At 50.8% G+C, this 14,876-nt stretch carries 16 protein-coding genes; 6 read left to right on the forward strand and 10 right to left on the reverse strand.

Going from position 1 to position 14,876, the window contains the following annotated elements:
* Positions 1-67: 67 nt before the first annotated feature.
* Positions 68-1,534 carry a DUF2867 domain-containing protein gene (locus tag RS889_RS13870; RefSeq protein ID WP_315707699.1) on the forward strand — a complete coding sequence of 489 codons (1,467 nt, stop codon included), beginning with the start codon at positions 68-70 and terminating at the stop codon, positions 1,532-1,534.
* On the opposite strand, the gene RS889_RS13875 is transcribed toward RS889_RS13870, so the two are convergent.
* Both RS889_RS13875 and RS889_RS13880 read right to left on the reverse strand, forming a co-directional pair.
* Complete coding sequence (locus tag RS889_RS13875; protein ID WP_315707700.1) at positions 1,531-2,370, reverse strand: N-acetylmuramoyl-L-alanine amidase; 840 nt, start codon at positions 2,368-2,370, stop codon at positions 1,531-1,533. The two genes, RS889_RS13870 and RS889_RS13875, sit on opposite strands and share 4 nt — an antisense overlap.
* A gap of 6 nt (positions 2,371-2,376) precedes the next feature.
* A complete protein-coding gene (locus RS889_RS13880) occupies positions 2,377-2,700 on the reverse strand; it encodes a heavy metal-binding domain-containing protein (RefSeq protein WP_315707701.1) in 324 nt (107 codons plus the stop codon).
* Between the two features lie 315 nt (positions 2,701-3,015).
* On the opposite strand from RS889_RS13880, the gene artP reads away from it, so the two are divergent.
* The 5 genes from artP (at position 3,016) to RS889_RS13905 (ending at position 6,982) form a co-directional block, all read left to right on the forward strand.
* The gene (gene artP, locus RS889_RS13885; protein ID WP_315711059.1) at positions 3,016-3,744 is read left to right on the forward strand and encodes an arginine ABC transporter ATP-binding protein ArtP; all 729 of its coding nucleotides are present in this window, start codon (positions 3,016-3,018) and stop codon (positions 3,742-3,744) included.
* A gap of 19 nt (positions 3,745-3,763) precedes the next feature.
* Positions 3,764-4,495, forward strand: coding sequence for an arginine ABC transporter substrate-binding protein (artJ, locus tag RS889_RS13890; protein WP_021015563.1), 732 nt, complete (start codon positions 3,764-3,766; stop codon positions 4,493-4,495).
* An 11-nt stretch (positions 4,496-4,506) separates the two neighbouring features.
* Entirely contained in the window at positions 4,507-5,223 is a 717-nt protein-coding gene (artQ, locus tag RS889_RS13895; protein ID WP_037380860.1) for an arginine ABC transporter permease ArtQ, read from the forward strand.
* Positions 5,223-5,894, forward strand: coding sequence for an arginine ABC transporter permease ArtM (artM, locus tag RS889_RS13900; RefSeq protein ID WP_021015561.1), 672 nt, complete (start codon positions 5,223-5,225; stop codon positions 5,892-5,894). The genes artQ and artM overlap by 1 nt, the downstream gene beginning before the upstream one ends.
* Positions 5,895-6,247: 353 nt before the next feature.
* Positions 6,248-6,982, forward strand: a complete 735-nt coding sequence (locus RS889_RS13905; protein WP_315707702.1) for an arginine ABC transporter substrate-binding protein — start codon at positions 6,248-6,250, stop codon at positions 6,980-6,982.
* Between the two features lie 36 nt (positions 6,983-7,018).
* Here RS889_RS13905 and rlmC read toward each other — a convergent pair whose 3' ends face one another.
* From rlmC to rimK, 8 genes are all read right to left on the reverse strand, one after another.
* On the reverse strand, positions 7,019-8,155 hold the full coding sequence (gene rlmC / locus RS889_RS13910; RefSeq protein ID WP_315707703.1) for a 23S rRNA (uracil(747)-C(5))-methyltransferase RlmC: 1,137 nt from the start codon (positions 8,153-8,155) through the stop codon (positions 7,019-7,021).
* 64 nt (positions 8,156-8,219) lie between these two features.
* On the reverse strand, positions 8,220-8,657 hold the full coding sequence (locus tag RS889_RS13915; protein WP_315707704.1) for a YbjO family protein: 438 nt from the start codon (positions 8,655-8,657) through the stop codon (positions 8,220-8,222).
* Between the two features lie 123 nt (positions 8,658-8,780).
* Positions 8,781-9,626, reverse strand: coding sequence for a putrescine ABC transporter permease PotI (potI, locus tag RS889_RS13920; RefSeq protein ID WP_315707705.1), 846 nt, complete (start codon positions 9,624-9,626; stop codon positions 8,781-8,783).
* On the reverse strand, positions 9,623-10,582 hold the full coding sequence (gene potH, locus RS889_RS13925) for a putrescine ABC transporter permease PotH (RefSeq protein ID WP_425475081.1): 960 nt from the start codon (positions 10,580-10,582) through the stop codon (positions 9,623-9,625). Before potH ends, potI begins: the two co-directional genes overlap by 4 nt.
* Before the next feature lie 16 nt (positions 10,583-10,598).
* Positions 10,599-11,732 (reverse strand): putrescine ABC transporter ATP-binding subunit PotG, encoded by a 1,134-nt coding sequence (potG, locus tag RS889_RS13930; protein WP_021015555.1) that lies wholly within the window; start codon positions 11,730-11,732, stop codon positions 10,599-10,601.
* A gap of 116 nt (positions 11,733-11,848) precedes the next feature.
* On the reverse strand, positions 11,849-12,958 hold the full coding sequence (gene potF / locus RS889_RS13935) for a spermidine/putrescine ABC transporter substrate-binding protein PotF (protein WP_021015554.1): 1,110 nt from the start codon (positions 12,956-12,958) through the stop codon (positions 11,849-11,851).
* Positions 12,959-13,348: 390 nt separating this feature from the next.
* Positions 13,349-13,828, reverse strand: a complete 480-nt coding sequence (locus RS889_RS13940) for a YbjN domain-containing protein (RefSeq protein WP_315711061.1) — start codon at positions 13,826-13,828, stop codon at positions 13,349-13,351.
* A 114-nt stretch (positions 13,829-13,942) separates the two neighbouring features.
* On the reverse strand, positions 13,943-14,872 hold the full coding sequence (gene rimK, locus RS889_RS13945) for a 30S ribosomal protein S6--L-glutamate ligase (protein ID WP_021015552.1): 930 nt from the start codon (positions 14,870-14,872) through the stop codon (positions 13,943-13,945).
* Positions 14,873-14,876: the final 4 nt, after the last annotated feature.

Raw genomic sequence — 14,876 nt, forward strand, 5'->3', positions numbered from 1 at the left:
TCCCCATACCGATTTCCCGCTATAGTAAAGGCTTCATCCGCACATTTGCGGTAGGGAGCTGACTGCTGTGATAACGAAACACGCACCAATTTTAATTCTGGGTGCCAGTGGCTATATTGGCCGTCATTTAACGTCCCGCCTGAGCCAGCAAGGTCATCAAATTATTGCTGCTTCCCGCCACGTTGAGTCGTTGGCATCACGCCAGTGGCCCGGCGTACAGTGCGAATATGTGGATTTGATGCGGCCCCACACCATACCGGAAGGATTGTGGCAAGCGGAAACCCTCTATTATCTGGTACACAGCATGGGAGATGGTCGTGACTTTATCGAGCGGGAGCGGCTGTCGGCACAGAACCTGCGGAAAATTCTGCGGACCAGCAAAATAAAGCACATCATTTATCTGGGATCAGTGCAGTCGAAAACAGACAGCTCCGAACATATGTATTCCCGCAGAATCACCGGAGATACGCTACGTAGCAGTGGTATTCCGGTCACTGAACTGCGTGCCGGTATCATCATTGGCTCAGGTTCTGCCGCCTTCGAAATCATGCGTGATATGGTGTACAACCTGCCGTTGTTGACGCCACCGCGCTGGGTAAGATCCAGAACATCACCGATTGCGCTGGAAAACTTGCTGATTTATCTCACTGAAATACTGAAACATCCCACCACACAGCACCGTATCCTGGAGGCTGCCGGGCCGGAATACATCAGTTATCAGACCATGTTTGAGCGCTTTATTCGTATCAGCGGCAAACGACGTTTACTGGTTCCACTGCCGGTACCAACCGGACTGATCTCCGCCTGGTTTCTGAATCTGATTACGTCCGTCCCCACCAATATCGCCAAAGCGTTGATCCAAGGGTTGAGGCATGATCTGCCGATGGACGACTCCGCATTGCAGCAATTGATTCCCCAACCGTTGATCAATTTTGATGATGCCGTGCGCATTACCCTGAAAAATGAAAAGGACATCGTGCATAACCCGGAGTGGGGCTACGATCCGGAAGCCAAAGAACGTTGGCAACCCGGTTACTGTTTTTATCCTAAACAGGCTGGATATAACTATAAAACCGGTGCCAGTAGTCAGGCACTGTGGCAGGTGGTGCAACAAGTCGGCGGAAAAAACGGGTATTTTTATGCCAACATTTTGTGGCAGATCCGCGCCCGCATTGACGATTTTTGCGGTAACGGTGTGATCTATGAACGCCCGAAACACCGGGCACTGGTGATAGGTGACCGCATCAACGGCTGGAAGGTTATTGCCATCAGACCCCAGCAACAATTGGTACTGTTGTTTGGCATGAAGGCACCGGGACTCGGTCGGTTGACATTTACCATTGATGATAAAGGCACCTATCGCACACTGGATATCCGGGCATGGTGGCATCCAGCCGGTTTTAGCGGCCTGGGCTACTGGTTTTTAATGATGCCGGCCCATCTGTTTATCTTCCGGGGCATGGCGCAACGTATCTCCACACTGGCCATTGATACCGAGCAGTTGCATGGGGACAACGTCCGATACCACGACTAACGTAATCCGCCGCCATACTTTTCCAACAGCGCATCAACGATGGCTTCCGTCTCCGCATCTGGATTGCCATCATAGCGTTGTGGGCGAAAATGCATCTGGAAAGCGCTGATCACTCGCCGCTGCTCTCGCTCAGTCATTCCAGCGCCTACCTGATAACCATAGCGCGCCAACTTTGCCAGCAAATCGGCTTGCGACACCGGTGCCGTCGTGTCGCGGCCCTGTAGATAAAACATCACCCGCGCCGGATCCGGCCAGGCACCGATACCGGCGGCGGCCAGGCGCTGCCAGGGAAACAGCGCCCCGGGATCTATCTTGCGCTGCGGCGCGATGTCACTGTGCGCCACCACATTTTGCGGTGCAATCTGATAACGCTGGATAATGTCACTGGCAAGATCGATCAATACCGCCAGTTGCGGTGCAGAGAAAGGTGCCCATGAGTAACCCAGTGGCGTACGATGATAACCCGGATTTTCCAACTCAATGCCGACTGAGACAGCATTCAGTCGCGTAAATCCACGCCAGTAACTGTTACCGGCATGCCACGCGGCCTGTGATTCCGGCACCAGTTGCCAGGCCACCCGCTTGCCATGCCGTAGTGGCGGCGCCGCCGGAATCAGGTAATGCACACTGACATCCGTATTCGCCAACGTGTGTAACGAATCAGGAAAGTCTTCCGCCGTATAATGGATCACCAGAAATTTGATCCGCGCTTCTTGCGACTGTGCCGCCACCGCCGTTTCTAACTGATAACGGCCATGATCCACCAACGTCGTCGGGGATGGCGTCTGACATCCGGTGAGTGCCAACAGCAGCAACACGATGATATATTTTTGCATCAAGATTCAACGACTGATTTTAACTGCCGTACCGCTGACGGAAACCATCAGCATACTGTTGTCCTTACCCACCGTTTGATAATCAATATCAATACCCACAACGGCATTCGCGCCTAGCGCTTCCGCCTGCTCCTCTAGTTCACGAAACGCAATCTGTCTGGCACGGCCCAACTCTTTTTCGTAAGCCCCGGAACGCCCACCAACGATATCGCGAATACCGGCAAAAAAATCACGGAAAACATTGACGCCCAGAATGGCCTCTCCAGTGACCACACCAGAATATTCGGTAATGACATACCCTTCCAACGTCGGGGTTGTGGATAATTGCATGACGCGCTCCTTAATCAAATGTTCCACACCTGAACAGCCTTTTGTGTCAAAAAATCGTGTAATGGCAACATAAAATCCACAATTAATTGTTTTGTGCAACGTTTGCATCAAGCGTAGCCAAGACAAACAAACTGAAGATTGTCTGTCGAATTCGTTGCCAACCCGACAAATCGGAGAACCGCTGTAGTAACGCACTATTTTATGCTGTTATTTGAGTAAAAAATCACATGTTTGCAAATTTTAACCCCTGGTGATTGCATAACTATTCTGTCGACGTTAACATTTGCGGCATCAATGTCTATTCAATTATTGCGCATGAGTATTCAACTAAGCAGCATCAACTGTTTTTATGGCGTACACCAGGCGCTATTTAATATTACCCTCGATTGTCCCGCCGGCGAAACGCTGGTGCTTCTTGGCCCCAGCGGTGCGGGGAAAAGCTCGCTACTGCGAGTACTGAACCTATTGGAAATGCCACGCTCGGGTACCTTGTCGATCGCCGGCACCCACTTTGACTTCAGCCATACTCCGGCGGATAACGCCATCCGCGAACTGCGCCAGAACGTAGGGATGGTGTTTCAACAATACAACCTATGGCCACATCTCACCGTGCAGCAAAACCTGGTGGAAGCGCCCTGCCGAGTGCTGGGTCTGAGTAAATCAGAAGCCCACGCACGAGCGGAGAAACTGCTGACACGCCTGCGGCTAAATGATTTTTCCGACCGCTATCCGCTGCATTTATCCGGTGGACAGCAACAGCGGGTGGCCATTGCCCGCGCATTGATGATGGAACCTCAGGTGCTGTTGTTTGATGAACCCACCGCAGCGCTCGACCCGGAGATCACCGCCCAGGTCGTCGGGATTATTCAGGAACTGAGCGAAACCGGCATTACTCAGGTTATCGTGACGCATGAAGTGAGTTTCGCCAGGAAAACCGCCAGCCGCGTAGTGTACATGGAAAACGGTCATATCGTGGAACAAGGCGATGCTGGTCATTTTATCCAGCCACAGACACCTGAGTTTGCCAGTTACTTATCACATTGATTATTATCAGGAACATACAATGAAAAAATTACTCGTTGCTGCACTGTTCGCTGGAATGAGTGTTTCTGCCAGCGCGGCTGAAACTATCCGTTTTGCTACCGAAGCTTCTTATCCTCCGTTTGAGTTCGTGGATGCCAGCAATCAGATTCAGGGTTTCGATATCGACCTGGCCAACGCCCTGTGTAAAGAGATTAAGGCTACCTGTACCTTCAGCAATCAGGCTTTTGACAGTCTGATCCCCGGACTGAAATTCCGCCGTTACGAAGCCGTTATCGCCGGGATGGACATCACGCCGGAACGTCAGAAGCAAGTTTGGTTCACTCAGCCATATTATGATAACTCAGCCTTGTTCATCGCCCGAAAAGGCACCATTGCCGACATCGCGGCACTGAAAGGTAAACGTGTTGGCGTACAAAATGGGAGTACCCATCAAAAATATCTGATGGATAAACATAAAGATATCATTACCGTACCTTACGACAGCTATCAGAACGCCGTGCTCGACCTGAAAAATGGCCGTCTGGACGCAGTATTCGGTGACACCGCAGCGGTGGCCGAATGGCTGAAACAGAACCAGAACCTGACTTCAGTCGGTGACAACGTGACCGACAAAGACTACTTCGGTGAAGGATTGGGGATTGCGGTACGCCAGAATAATGATCTTCTGCTGAAGCAATTCAACGATGCGCTGAGCAAAATCAAGCAGAATGGTACTTACCAGACTATCTATCAAAAATGGTTCCATCAGTAATCTGACACCTAATGATTGAATTTCAACCTTTAGCGAGCGCCGCCGGGATGACCGTCGGCCTCGCCGTTTGTGCGTTGGTGCTTGGTCTGATCCTCGCCATGCTGTTTGCCCTGTGGGAAACCGCACGCTGGCAGGTGGTAAGCTGGCTCGGTACCGCACTGGTGACCTTAATCCGTGGACTGCCGGAAATTCTGGTGGTGCTGTTTATCTATTTTGGCTCATCGCAACTGCTGTTAACCTTATCAGATGGCTTCACGATTAATCTGTATCTGTTCCAGATCCCGGTGAAACTGAATATCGCAAGCTTTGAGGTTAGCCCATTCCTGTGCGGTGTGATTGCACTGGCGCTGCTTTATGCCGCTTATGCGTCACAGACACTGCGTGGCGCATTAAAAGCGGTACCCCGCGGTCAATGGGAATCCGGCCAGGCGCTGGGAATGAGTAAAGCGGTGATCTTCCGACGTCTGATTATGCCGCAGATGTGGCGCCACGCGCTGCCGGGATTAGGCAACCAATGGCTGGTGCTGCTGAAGGATACGGCACTGGTGTCGCTGATCAGCGTTAATGATCTGATGTTGCAAACCAAAAGCATTGCCTCCCGTACTCAAGAACCGTTTACCTGGTATATGATTGCCGCCGGCATCTATCTGGTGATCACATTACTGAGTCAGGCGGTGCTGCAACGGATAGAAGCCCGCACCACCCGGTTTGAACGGAGGCCATCCTGATGCTCGCCTATATTCCTGATCTCCTGAAAGGGCTGCACACCAGCCTGACCTTAACCGTCGTGGCGTTAATTGTAGCACTGTTATTATCACTGCTGCTCACCGTTATCCTGACGCTGAAAACACCGCTGCTGGCGCCGTTGGCAAAAGGCTACATCACGTTATTCACCGGTACACCGCTGCTGGTACAGATATTCCTGATTTACTACGGCCCCGGTCAGTTTGACACGATAAAACAGATTCCCTGGCTGTGGAACCTGCTCTCTCAACCATGGCTATGCGCCATGAGCGCGCTGGCGTTAAACAGTGCCGCCTATACCACCCAACTGTTTTATGGTGCGGTAAGGGCTATTCCTGCCGGGCAGTGGCAATCCTGCGCCGCGCTGGGGATGAATCAACGTCAGACGATGCGCATTCTGCTACCGTTCGCCTTCAAACGCGCCCTTTCATCCTATTCCAACGAGGTGGTGCTGGTCTTCAAGAGCACCTCGCTGGCGTTTACTATTACGCTGATGGAAGTGATGGGCTACAGCCAGTTGATGTATGGTCGCACCTATGACGTGATGGTCTTCGGTGCCGCCGGGATCATTTATCTGTGTGTCAATGGACTGCTCACGCTGATGATGCGTTTGATTGAGCGCCAGGCACTGATGTTTGAACGCCGGAATTCATGATTGATCTATTGACCCGATAACCATAACGCTCAGCCGCAAGACCTCTGCGCTGAGCGTTTTTTATGCATGCCACGTCCTACTCCATTCGTAATGAAAAATCGTCGCCGCCAAGAATAAATAGCAGAAGATTATTTATTTTATAGTTTATTTATAGACAGTTACTTATATTATCCAGCCCATCCAAAACCTGACGGCGGTTCTTTTCTCTTGCCTGCGATCAATATAATTAAGAATTTATAATCATTTTATTTGCATATAAATTCATTAAGAGGCAAAGTAATTATCACTGAGCCGGAGGTATCCGCGCCTGAAAACAGCAACCTAAAAACAATAAAATGATCTGGAGTAACCACATGAAAAAATTACTGGCAGCTACGTTACTGGCAGGGATGGCATTCAGCGCCAGCGCGGCAGACACCATTCGGTTCGCCACATCAGCCACTTATCCGCCGTTTGAATCTCTGGTGGCCAATAATGAAATTGTTGGCTTTGACATAGATTTAGCTAAAGCACTGTGCCACCAGATGCAGGCCAGTTGTACTTTCACTAATCAGGCGTTTGACAGCCTGATCCCGGCGCTGAAATTCCGTCGTTATGATGCGGTCATTTCCGGGATGGACATCACGCCGGAACGCGCCAGGCAGGTGGCGTTCACACAGCCTTACTATGCCAATTCGGCTATCGTTATCGCCCAGAAAGGCAAATACCACTCTCTCGCGGATATGAAGGGTAAACGTATTGGCATGGAAAATGGCACCACCCATCAGAAGTATATGCATGACCAACACCCTGAAGTACAGACCGTCGCATATGACAGCTACCAGAATGCGGTACTGGACCTGAAAAACGGTCGGCTGGATGGGGTCTTTGGCGATACGGCCGTGGTGAATGAGTGGATCAAAAATAACCCGGAACTGGCGACCGTGGGGAAAAAGGTGACCGATCCTGATTATTTCGGTATCGGCCTGGGTATTGCGGTGCGCCCGGAAAACCAGGCGTTACTGAAAAAGCTTAACCAGGCGCTGGAGGCCATTAAAGCCAATGGTACCTACAAAACCATCAACGACAAGTGGTTCCCACAACAGTAATCTCTCTTGACGCGATTATCCTGTCACACCATCGTCTTACACTGCTGGCGCACGTTGCAGCAGTGTAAGGACTTCATAATGTGCCGTATGTGGGAACATATCGAACAGTTGTATCCGTACGGCCTGATAATCCGCCAGCATCGCCATATCCTTCGCCATGGTTTGCGCATTGCAACTTGAGTACAGAATGGCATCCGGCGCCATACGGCTCAGATACTGACACAACTCGACGCCAATACCCCGTCGCGGCGGATTAACAATCACCAGATCCGGCACATCCTCTTTGCCGATAGCGAACCCGGTTGAGTCCAGAGCTTGAAACTCAACGGCTGCCAATCCCAGACGTTCCGCCGAATGGCGGGCGCAGGCAATCGCCTCGGCATTGATTTCAATGCCAGTCAGGAGGGTATGTTGTGTTGCGCAATGCAGGCCGAATCCTCCCACACCACAAAATAGATCCCACAGGCTACGCACATTCAACTCCGCCACCCAATGCCGGGCAGTGTCATAAAGCGCGGCGGCAACCTGGGGGTTGGTCTGGAAAAAGCTCTGGGGACGGATATAGAGCGGCACCTGATTGAATTGCTCTTCCAGCGTTTGCTGCTCACTCAATGGGATCTCCCGCGCCCCTTCCATAATGGCCTGATGAACCGGCTGGATATTGGCGGAAATCACTAACAGTTGCGGCAATTGCTGTTGTAACCAGGGTAATGCATTCTGCAACTGCGCCAGTTTGGTTTCCGAACGCAATACAATGCGCAGCATGAACGCACCACTGAAGGTACTTTGCGTCAGCAACAGGTATTTAAGTTCACCACGACGCCGGGCCACGTTATAGGGTGTCAGACCCGCGCGGGCGATAAATATTTTCAGAACAGCAAACACCGCGGCGAAGCCAGGCGGATAGAGCGGACAATCACACAGATCCACGGCCGATCCATCACGGTGCAGCATTCCCAATAATGGTCGTTCCACACTGCCGCTGACCACCATTTTGGCCTTATTGCGAAAGGCAGACGGTTTCGACGCATAGGCCGGCAACCACTCACGAACCGGATGTGAAGCCAGTAACTCCGCCAAATGTTGCTGTTTATCCGCCAGTTGCTGTGGGTAGGTTTTTTCCAGCCATTGGCAGGAACGGCAGGTTCCTTCGTTGTAGCGTGCGCACTGCATAGCGTTGAGTCTGAAACCTATAAAGGAAAATGGGGGCCGATTGTACCACCCGGACAGAGAAAAGTTATTTCTGCCGCAGAAAAAACCGTTGGCTGCGACGGGGAATAAACAACAGCAGAATCACCAGAAAATCAGGCACTTTCTGCAATAATAACTGATTCAGCATCGCCGCATGTCCATCACCATGAAAATGAAATATTGGCGGTAAAACATCGGCCAGTAACGCGATAGCCATCAACAACGTGACCAGACACTGACACGCCAGATAGCACCAGCGTCCCCAGTTAATTCCGGCCAGGACGGCGAAACCACAGCGTATCTCAACACAGATCACCAACACCGCCGCTAGCAATATCAGGGTAGAATCCCAGGTTTCAGCACTGTGTCTTAACCAGCCGAGCAGTCCACTCAGTCCCAGTTCACCTACGATCAGGAAAACACTCACGCAGCGAGTGGCAATAATTGCCGTCCCCGCGACCATAACCGCAACCGGCGCACACATACCACGCCCCATGCCCTTTTTACTGTACAGAATAGTCGCAATCTCCCTGATACAACAACGCCACCAGACATTATGGCGGCGTTGTTAACATTGGCAAAATCCAGACAGAAAAACGATTGGCGATCAGCCTCGCCTCGCTTTTTGTAAATCCCGCTGACGCTGCTTTTCTGCCCGAGCCATAAACCACCACGCAATAAAGCCAATAATACCGACGACTAATAATATCAAGGAAGCCAACGCATTAATTTGTGGATTAACGCCCATTCTCACACTGGAAAAGACCAACATTGGCAACGTTGTCGCGCCGGGGCCCGACACAAAACTGGCGATCACCAGGTCATCCAGTGACAAGGTGAAAGCCAGCAACCAGCCGGAAATCAGCGCTGGCGCAATCATCGGTACAGTGATGATAAAGAACACTTTCAGTGGCGTTGCTCCCAAATCCATGGCGGCCTCTTCAATCGAGTGATCCAACTCACGTAACCGGGCGCTGATAACCACGGTCACATAAGCTGAACAGAACGTGACATGTGCCAACCAGATAGTCAACATGCCACGCTCAGCCGGCCAGCCAATAGCGTGTCCCAACGCGACGAACAGCAATAACAGCGATAAACCGGTGATCACATCCGGCATGACCAACGGTGCGGTCAGCATAAAGGCAAAACCGGTTGAACCACGGAAATGGCCAAAACGGACCATCACCACCGCAGCCAGCGTACCAATCACTACCGCCATTGATGCCGCCGCCGCGCCGATGGTCAAACTCAATATCACCGCGTTGATCATCGCCGTGTCTTCGAATAACGCGCTGTACCATTGTGTTGACACTCCGGCCCATACCGTCACCAGCTTGGAGCTGTTAAACGAATAGATAACCAGCATCAGCATTGGTGCATACAGAAAGGTAAACCCGAACACCAGAATCAGAATCCGCCACGGCGAACGCACCACCGGTAAGTTGTTCATCCCTGATCCTCCGTTTCCTTGTTCTGATACTTGTGGAACCACATGATGGGCATAATCAGCAATACCAACATGACGATCGCCACGGCCGAGGCAACCGGCCAGTCACGGTTATTAAAGAACTCCTGCCACAGGATACGGCCAATCATGATACTGTCTGGGCCACCTAGCAGTTCCGGGATCACGTATTCGCCCACAGCCGGAATAAACACCAACATAGAACCAGCGATAATGCCCCCTTTGGTCAGCGGCACAATGACACTGAAAAAGGTTTTCACCGGTCTGGCGCCCAGATCGAGCGACGCTTCCACCAGAGAGTAATCCAGCCGTGTCAGCGCGGTATAAATGGGCAGCACCATAAACGGCAAGTAGGAATAGACTACGCCGATATAAACCGCCAGATTGGTATGCAGAATCACCAGAGGATGATCTATCACCCCCAGCCACAGCAGGAAATTATTCAGAATTCCATTATTTTTAAGAATCCCCATCCAGGCATAAACGCGGATCAGAAAAGAGGTCCATGAGGGCAGGATCACCAACAGCAACAGAATATTGCGTGTTGCCGGTTTACTGTGTGCTACCGCCCAGGCCAGCGGATATCCCACCAGCAGACAGCAAAGCGTGGAAACTGCCGCCACCCTGAGCGATTGCAGATACGAGTCGATGTATAGCGGATCCGACAATAATTGCAGGTAGTTGCCAATATTGAGCGAAAGATCCAGCTTATCGTCCACCCAGGAGAGTAAATCAGTATACGGTGGCACCGCACGGGCCATCTCTGCCAGACTGATTTTGAAAACAATCAGGAACGGCAGCATAAACAGCAGCAGTAACCACAGATACGGCAGCGCGATCACCAGCTTGCGGCCATGCGCCATGCGCCAGTGCGTCAATGCGGTACGAACCGCCCCTACTCTGTGGTCCGGTGGTTCCTGTTGCTCAGAGAACATTGCCATCACACTACTCCTCCCACTATACCGTTAGCACCACACAACTATCCGCATCCCAACAGAGATGCACTTCATCTCCCCAGGTTGGCGCACCTTTGCGATAACGATAAGTATTTTGCAGTTGAGCACTGATAATCTGGCCACTGCTGAGCCGGACGTGATAAATGGAAAGATCACCCAAATAGGCAATGTGTACTACCTCACCCACCGCGAAATTACAGCCGTCGGCCGGGGCGTCATCACACAGCATGATTTTTTCCGGGCGCAAGGCAATAAAAACCGGCACACCATCCACAACGGACACATCGGAATCAACCTTGAGGGGATGAATCAATCCGGGGCTTTGGACGATCAGTGCATCATCCCGGCGTTCTTGCAACAACCCTTCAAACATGTTCACCGAACCGATAAATTCCGCGCTGAAACAGGTATTCGGGTGCTCGTATATCTCTTCCGGCTCACCGATCTGCACAAACTTGCCGCGATTCATGATGGCAATTCGGCCCGCCATGGTCATCGCCTCTTCCTGGTCATGTGTCACCATGACACAGGTCACGCCCACCCGCTCCAGAATATCCACCACTTCCAGTTGCATACGATCACGGAGTTTTTTATCTAACGCGCCCATCGGTTCATCCAGCAACAGCAGTTTTGGCCGTTTCGCCAGACTGCGTGCCAACGCCACACGCTGACGCTGACCACCGGAAAGCTGATGCGGTTTACGCCCGGCATATTCCTGCATATGCACCAGCGTCAGCATCTCTTCCACGCGATCTTTAATCTCCGAACGCGATAACTTGTCCTGTTTCAGGCCAAAGGCGATATTCTTTTCTACCGTCATATGTGGAAACAGAGCGTAAGACTGAAACATCATATTGATAGGCCGTTGATATGGCGGCACCAGAGAAAGATCCTGTCCATCCAGAACGATTTTCCCTTGGGTTGGATGTTCAAAACCAGCCAGCATACGCAGCAGTGTAGATTTACCACATCCTGACGCGCCTAATAGTGCAAAAATTTCACCCTTGTAAATCGTCAGACTGACATCATCAACTGCCGCCTGACCGTCATAGAACTTGGTTAGATTGCGAACTTCCAGCAACGGTATTGCCGCTTTCTGGAGTTTAGGCTGAGGGCGGGGAATTACATCGTTCACTTAATATTGCTCTCCGGTAAAAGCAGAACAACGTCACAGCCACAATGCTGCGACGCAAATAGCACAAACAGGCGGGTCTTGGCCGCCTGTTGAGTCATGACAATCACAATAAAAAATCACATACCGCTTTTTACTTTAGTCCAGGCACGGGTTCGTACTCGATCGATTTTCGGTGACTGAACTTTCAGCGTAAACAGTTTGGCACGTACATCAGCCGGTGGATAAATACCCGGGTTATTACGCACCGCATCGTTTACAAACGGAAGCGATTCCTTGTTCACATTGGCATAGAACACGTGATTACTGATATTGGCAATCACCTTGGGTTCCAGCAGATAGTTGAGGAACTTATAGGCTGAATCCACATTTTTGGCATCAGCTGGCATAGCAAAAACATCGAAAAACGCCAACGCCCCTTCTTTCGGGATGCTGTAGCCGATATTGACGCCGTTTTTGGCTTCTTTTGCCCGGTTGGCCGCTTGCATCACATCACCGGCCCAACCGATGGCCACACAGATATCCCCGTTCGCCAGGTCATTAATATACTGGGAAGAGTGAAAATAACGGATGCTGGGACGCAGTTTTAACAGTAAATCAGTGGCGGATTGCGTGTAGTCGCTGGCGATCGTGCTGTTAGGATCTTTGCCCTGATAATTCAACACCGTAGCAAAAATTTCTTCGGGGGCATCCAGGAAAGAAACGCCACAGCTTTTCAGTTTTGCCAGATTTTCCGGCTTGAGGACCAGATCCCAACTGTTAACCGGGGCATCTTTGCCCAATACGGCTTTCACTTTATCGATGTTATAGCCGATACCGGTCGTTGCCCACAGATACGGCACCGCATATTTGTGACCAGGATCATGCGGTTCTATCAGTTTCATCAACTCAGGATCGAGATTTTTGTAGTTCGGCAGCTTGCTCTTATCCAGTGGCTGAAAGACGCCGGCACTGAGCTGACGCTCCATGAAACTGGCTGATGGCACAACCAGGTCAAATCCCGTGCTCCCCGCCATCAATTTGCCTTCCAACACTTCGTTGGAGTCAAACACGTCATAGACGACTTTTATGCCGGTCTCTTTCTGAAAATTCTCCAACGTGTCTGGCGCAATATAATCAGACCAATTGTAGACATGTAGCGTTTTCTCTTCCGCAGACGCAGCGACGGACGCGGCCATCAGCACACTGACAACAACACCCGATAACCATTTTTTACGTTGGGTGAACATCCGTTCCTTCCTCCATAGCAGGGAGTGAATCAAGGGATTGATTTGTATCACCTGGATACAATAATACATACATACGCTGCCTGAATGAGCAGCATAACAGCGATGACCGATGAATGGTTATGCACTGACATCCATCCTGCCAAGTATAGGCGTAGACACGATGCGGTTACATTCCCATACAAAAATAAGCATAACTGTAGTAATACAGCCATACCATAGCTGAATGAAAAAAATGGGTTTTAGCGATTATTTATGCAGGTTCTGCCTATGAGCTACGTCTGTAACGCTTAAATGCCAATGAATATCTGGCAATTAAACGTTATCAGCGAAATAAAATAGGGTCTGATAAAAATAAGAAAAAGTGATTACAGTCATTGATAGATAAAGGAATCAATGCAGATTTGTGGTATTTATCTGGACAGTAGGGGTATCTTCATCATCATTCAAAAACAGCAGATTATTAGCACCAGCTTCCAGGATAACCATTGAGGTCTGCTGTTCCGCCTGCTGCATAAAGTGGCGGAACTGCTCCAGCGTGATACCTGCTCCGGCGCTGAACGTCTGGCAGACAATCAGTCTGGGCATGTTGTCGTCCTGAATATCAAGGAATACTTTGGCAGTCAATGAACTGGCGTTAATCTGACTGAGCTCCCCGACCAGCGGAATCAGTGCCGTCGGTTTCACTTCTGCCAGCGCAGAAAACAGGATGACACTGTCGGCGATATCAACTTTCGCGTCAAAGATACCATCAAAATTCTGCATATGAGGCAGATGCAACGCCTGGCAGGAATCACATTCAAAATAGATAATACCCAGTTGATCCAGCCACCGTCGCAGCAAATTCAAATCAGGGACGATGACCGAATCCATATTAACCTGCCTCATACACTAACCAATCGATGAAAAACAAAAAAGTGCGCCTAGCTTACGGAATATCACGTCTCGATGCCATGTCAACAGACGGAAACATCGAAAAGCGCCGCGCTAATACGGTTTTGGGCTATTATTGACCACACGATTACCGGCTGAACGGGACACTGCATGGCGATGTTGCTCAATGAATTCAATCATCATTCCAGCGATATCCAGCCCGGTGGTGGTTTCTATTCCTTCCAGCCCTGGTGACGCGTTCACTTCCATGACCAATGGCCCGCGCTTGGCCCTTAGTATATCAACACCAGCGACATTCAGTCCCAATGTTTTTGCAGCCTTCACCGCAATTGCCCGCTCCTGTGAACTAATTTGAACCCGATTGGCTGACCCGCCACGGTGCAAATTGGACCGAAAATCACCCGGTTTGGCCTGCCGTTCAATGGCGGCCACCACGCGATCACCGATCACCAGACAACGGATATCCTTGCCTTCCGCCTCGCGGATATATTCCTGCACCAGGATATGGGCATTCAATCCGCGAAAAGCATCAATCACACTCTCCGCCGCTTGTTGCGTCTCCGCCAACACCACGCCAATACCCTGAGTGCCTTCCACCAACTTGACCACCAGCGGCGCGCCGCCGACCATTTTAATCAAATCGCCAGTATCATCCGGCGAATGCGCAAATCCGGTGATCGGTAAATCAATGCCCTGACGCGCCAGCAATTGCAGAGAATGTAATTTATCCCGGGCACGGATCACCGCAACCGCGTTATTCAGCACAAAACTGCCCAGCATTTCAAATTGCCGCAACACGGCCGTGCCGTAAAACGTAATAGCCGTTCCGATGCGCGGAATAACGGCATCATATCTGTCGAGCTGTCGTCCGCGATAATGCACCGAAGGTGCCGCCGAATTGATATTCATATAGCAGGATAGTGGATCGATAATTTCAATACTGTGCCTGCGTTCTGTTGCTGCTTCACGTAGTCGTTCGCAAGAATAAAGGGAACCGTCCCGTGACAGAATGGCAATCTTCATAAGA

Source organism: Brenneria uluponensis (assembly GCF_032395385.1).
Classification (GTDB): domain Bacteria; phylum Pseudomonadota; class Gammaproteobacteria; order Enterobacterales; family Enterobacteriaceae; genus Prodigiosinella; species Prodigiosinella aquatilis.

Coding starts and splice junctions, on each gene's coding strand:
- RS889_RS13875 (WP_315707700.1), bottom strand. CDS start 2,370: ATGCAAAAATATATCATCGTGTTGCTGCTGTTGGCACTCACCGGATGT.
- RS889_RS13880 (WP_315707701.1), bottom strand. CDS start 2,700: ATGCAATTATCCACAACCCCGACGTTGGAAGGGTATGTCATTACCGAA.
- artP (WP_315711059.1), top strand. CDS start 3,016: ATGAGTATTCAACTAAGCAGCATCAACTGTTTTTATGGCGTACACCAG.
- artJ (WP_021015563.1), top strand. CDS start 3,764: ATGAAAAAATTACTCGTTGCTGCACTGTTCGCTGGAATGAGTGTTTCT.
- artQ (WP_037380860.1), top strand. CDS start 4,507: ATGATTGAATTTCAACCTTTAGCGAGCGCCGCCGGGATGACCGTCGGC.
- artM (WP_021015561.1), top strand. CDS start 5,223: ATGCTCGCCTATATTCCTGATCTCCTGAAAGGGCTGCACACCAGCCTG.
- RS889_RS13905 (WP_315707702.1), top strand. CDS start 6,248: ATGAAAAAATTACTGGCAGCTACGTTACTGGCAGGGATGGCATTCAGC.
- rlmC (WP_315707703.1), bottom strand. CDS start 8,155: ATGCAGTGCGCACGCTACAACGAAGGAACCTGCCGTTCCTGCCAATGG.
- RS889_RS13915 (WP_315707704.1), bottom strand. CDS start 8,657: ATGTGTGCGCCGGTTGCGGTTATGGTCGCGGGGACGGCAATTATTGCC.
- potI (WP_315707705.1), bottom strand. CDS start 9,626: ATGAACAACTTACCGGTGGTGCGTTCGCCGTGGCGGATTCTGATTCTG.
- potH (WP_425475081.1), bottom strand. CDS start 10,582: ATGGCAATGTTCTCTGAGCAACAGGAACCACCGGACCACAGAGTAGGG.
- potF (WP_021015554.1), bottom strand. CDS start 12,958: ATGTTCACCCAACGTAAAAAATGGTTATCGGGTGTTGTTGTCAGTGTG.
- RS889_RS13940 (WP_315711061.1), bottom strand. CDS start 13,828: ATGGATTCGGTCATCGTCCCTGATTTGAATTTGCTGCGACGGTGGCTG.
- rimK (WP_021015552.1), bottom strand. CDS start 14,872: ATGAAGATTGCCATTCTGTCACGGGACGGTTCCCTTTATTCTTGCGAA.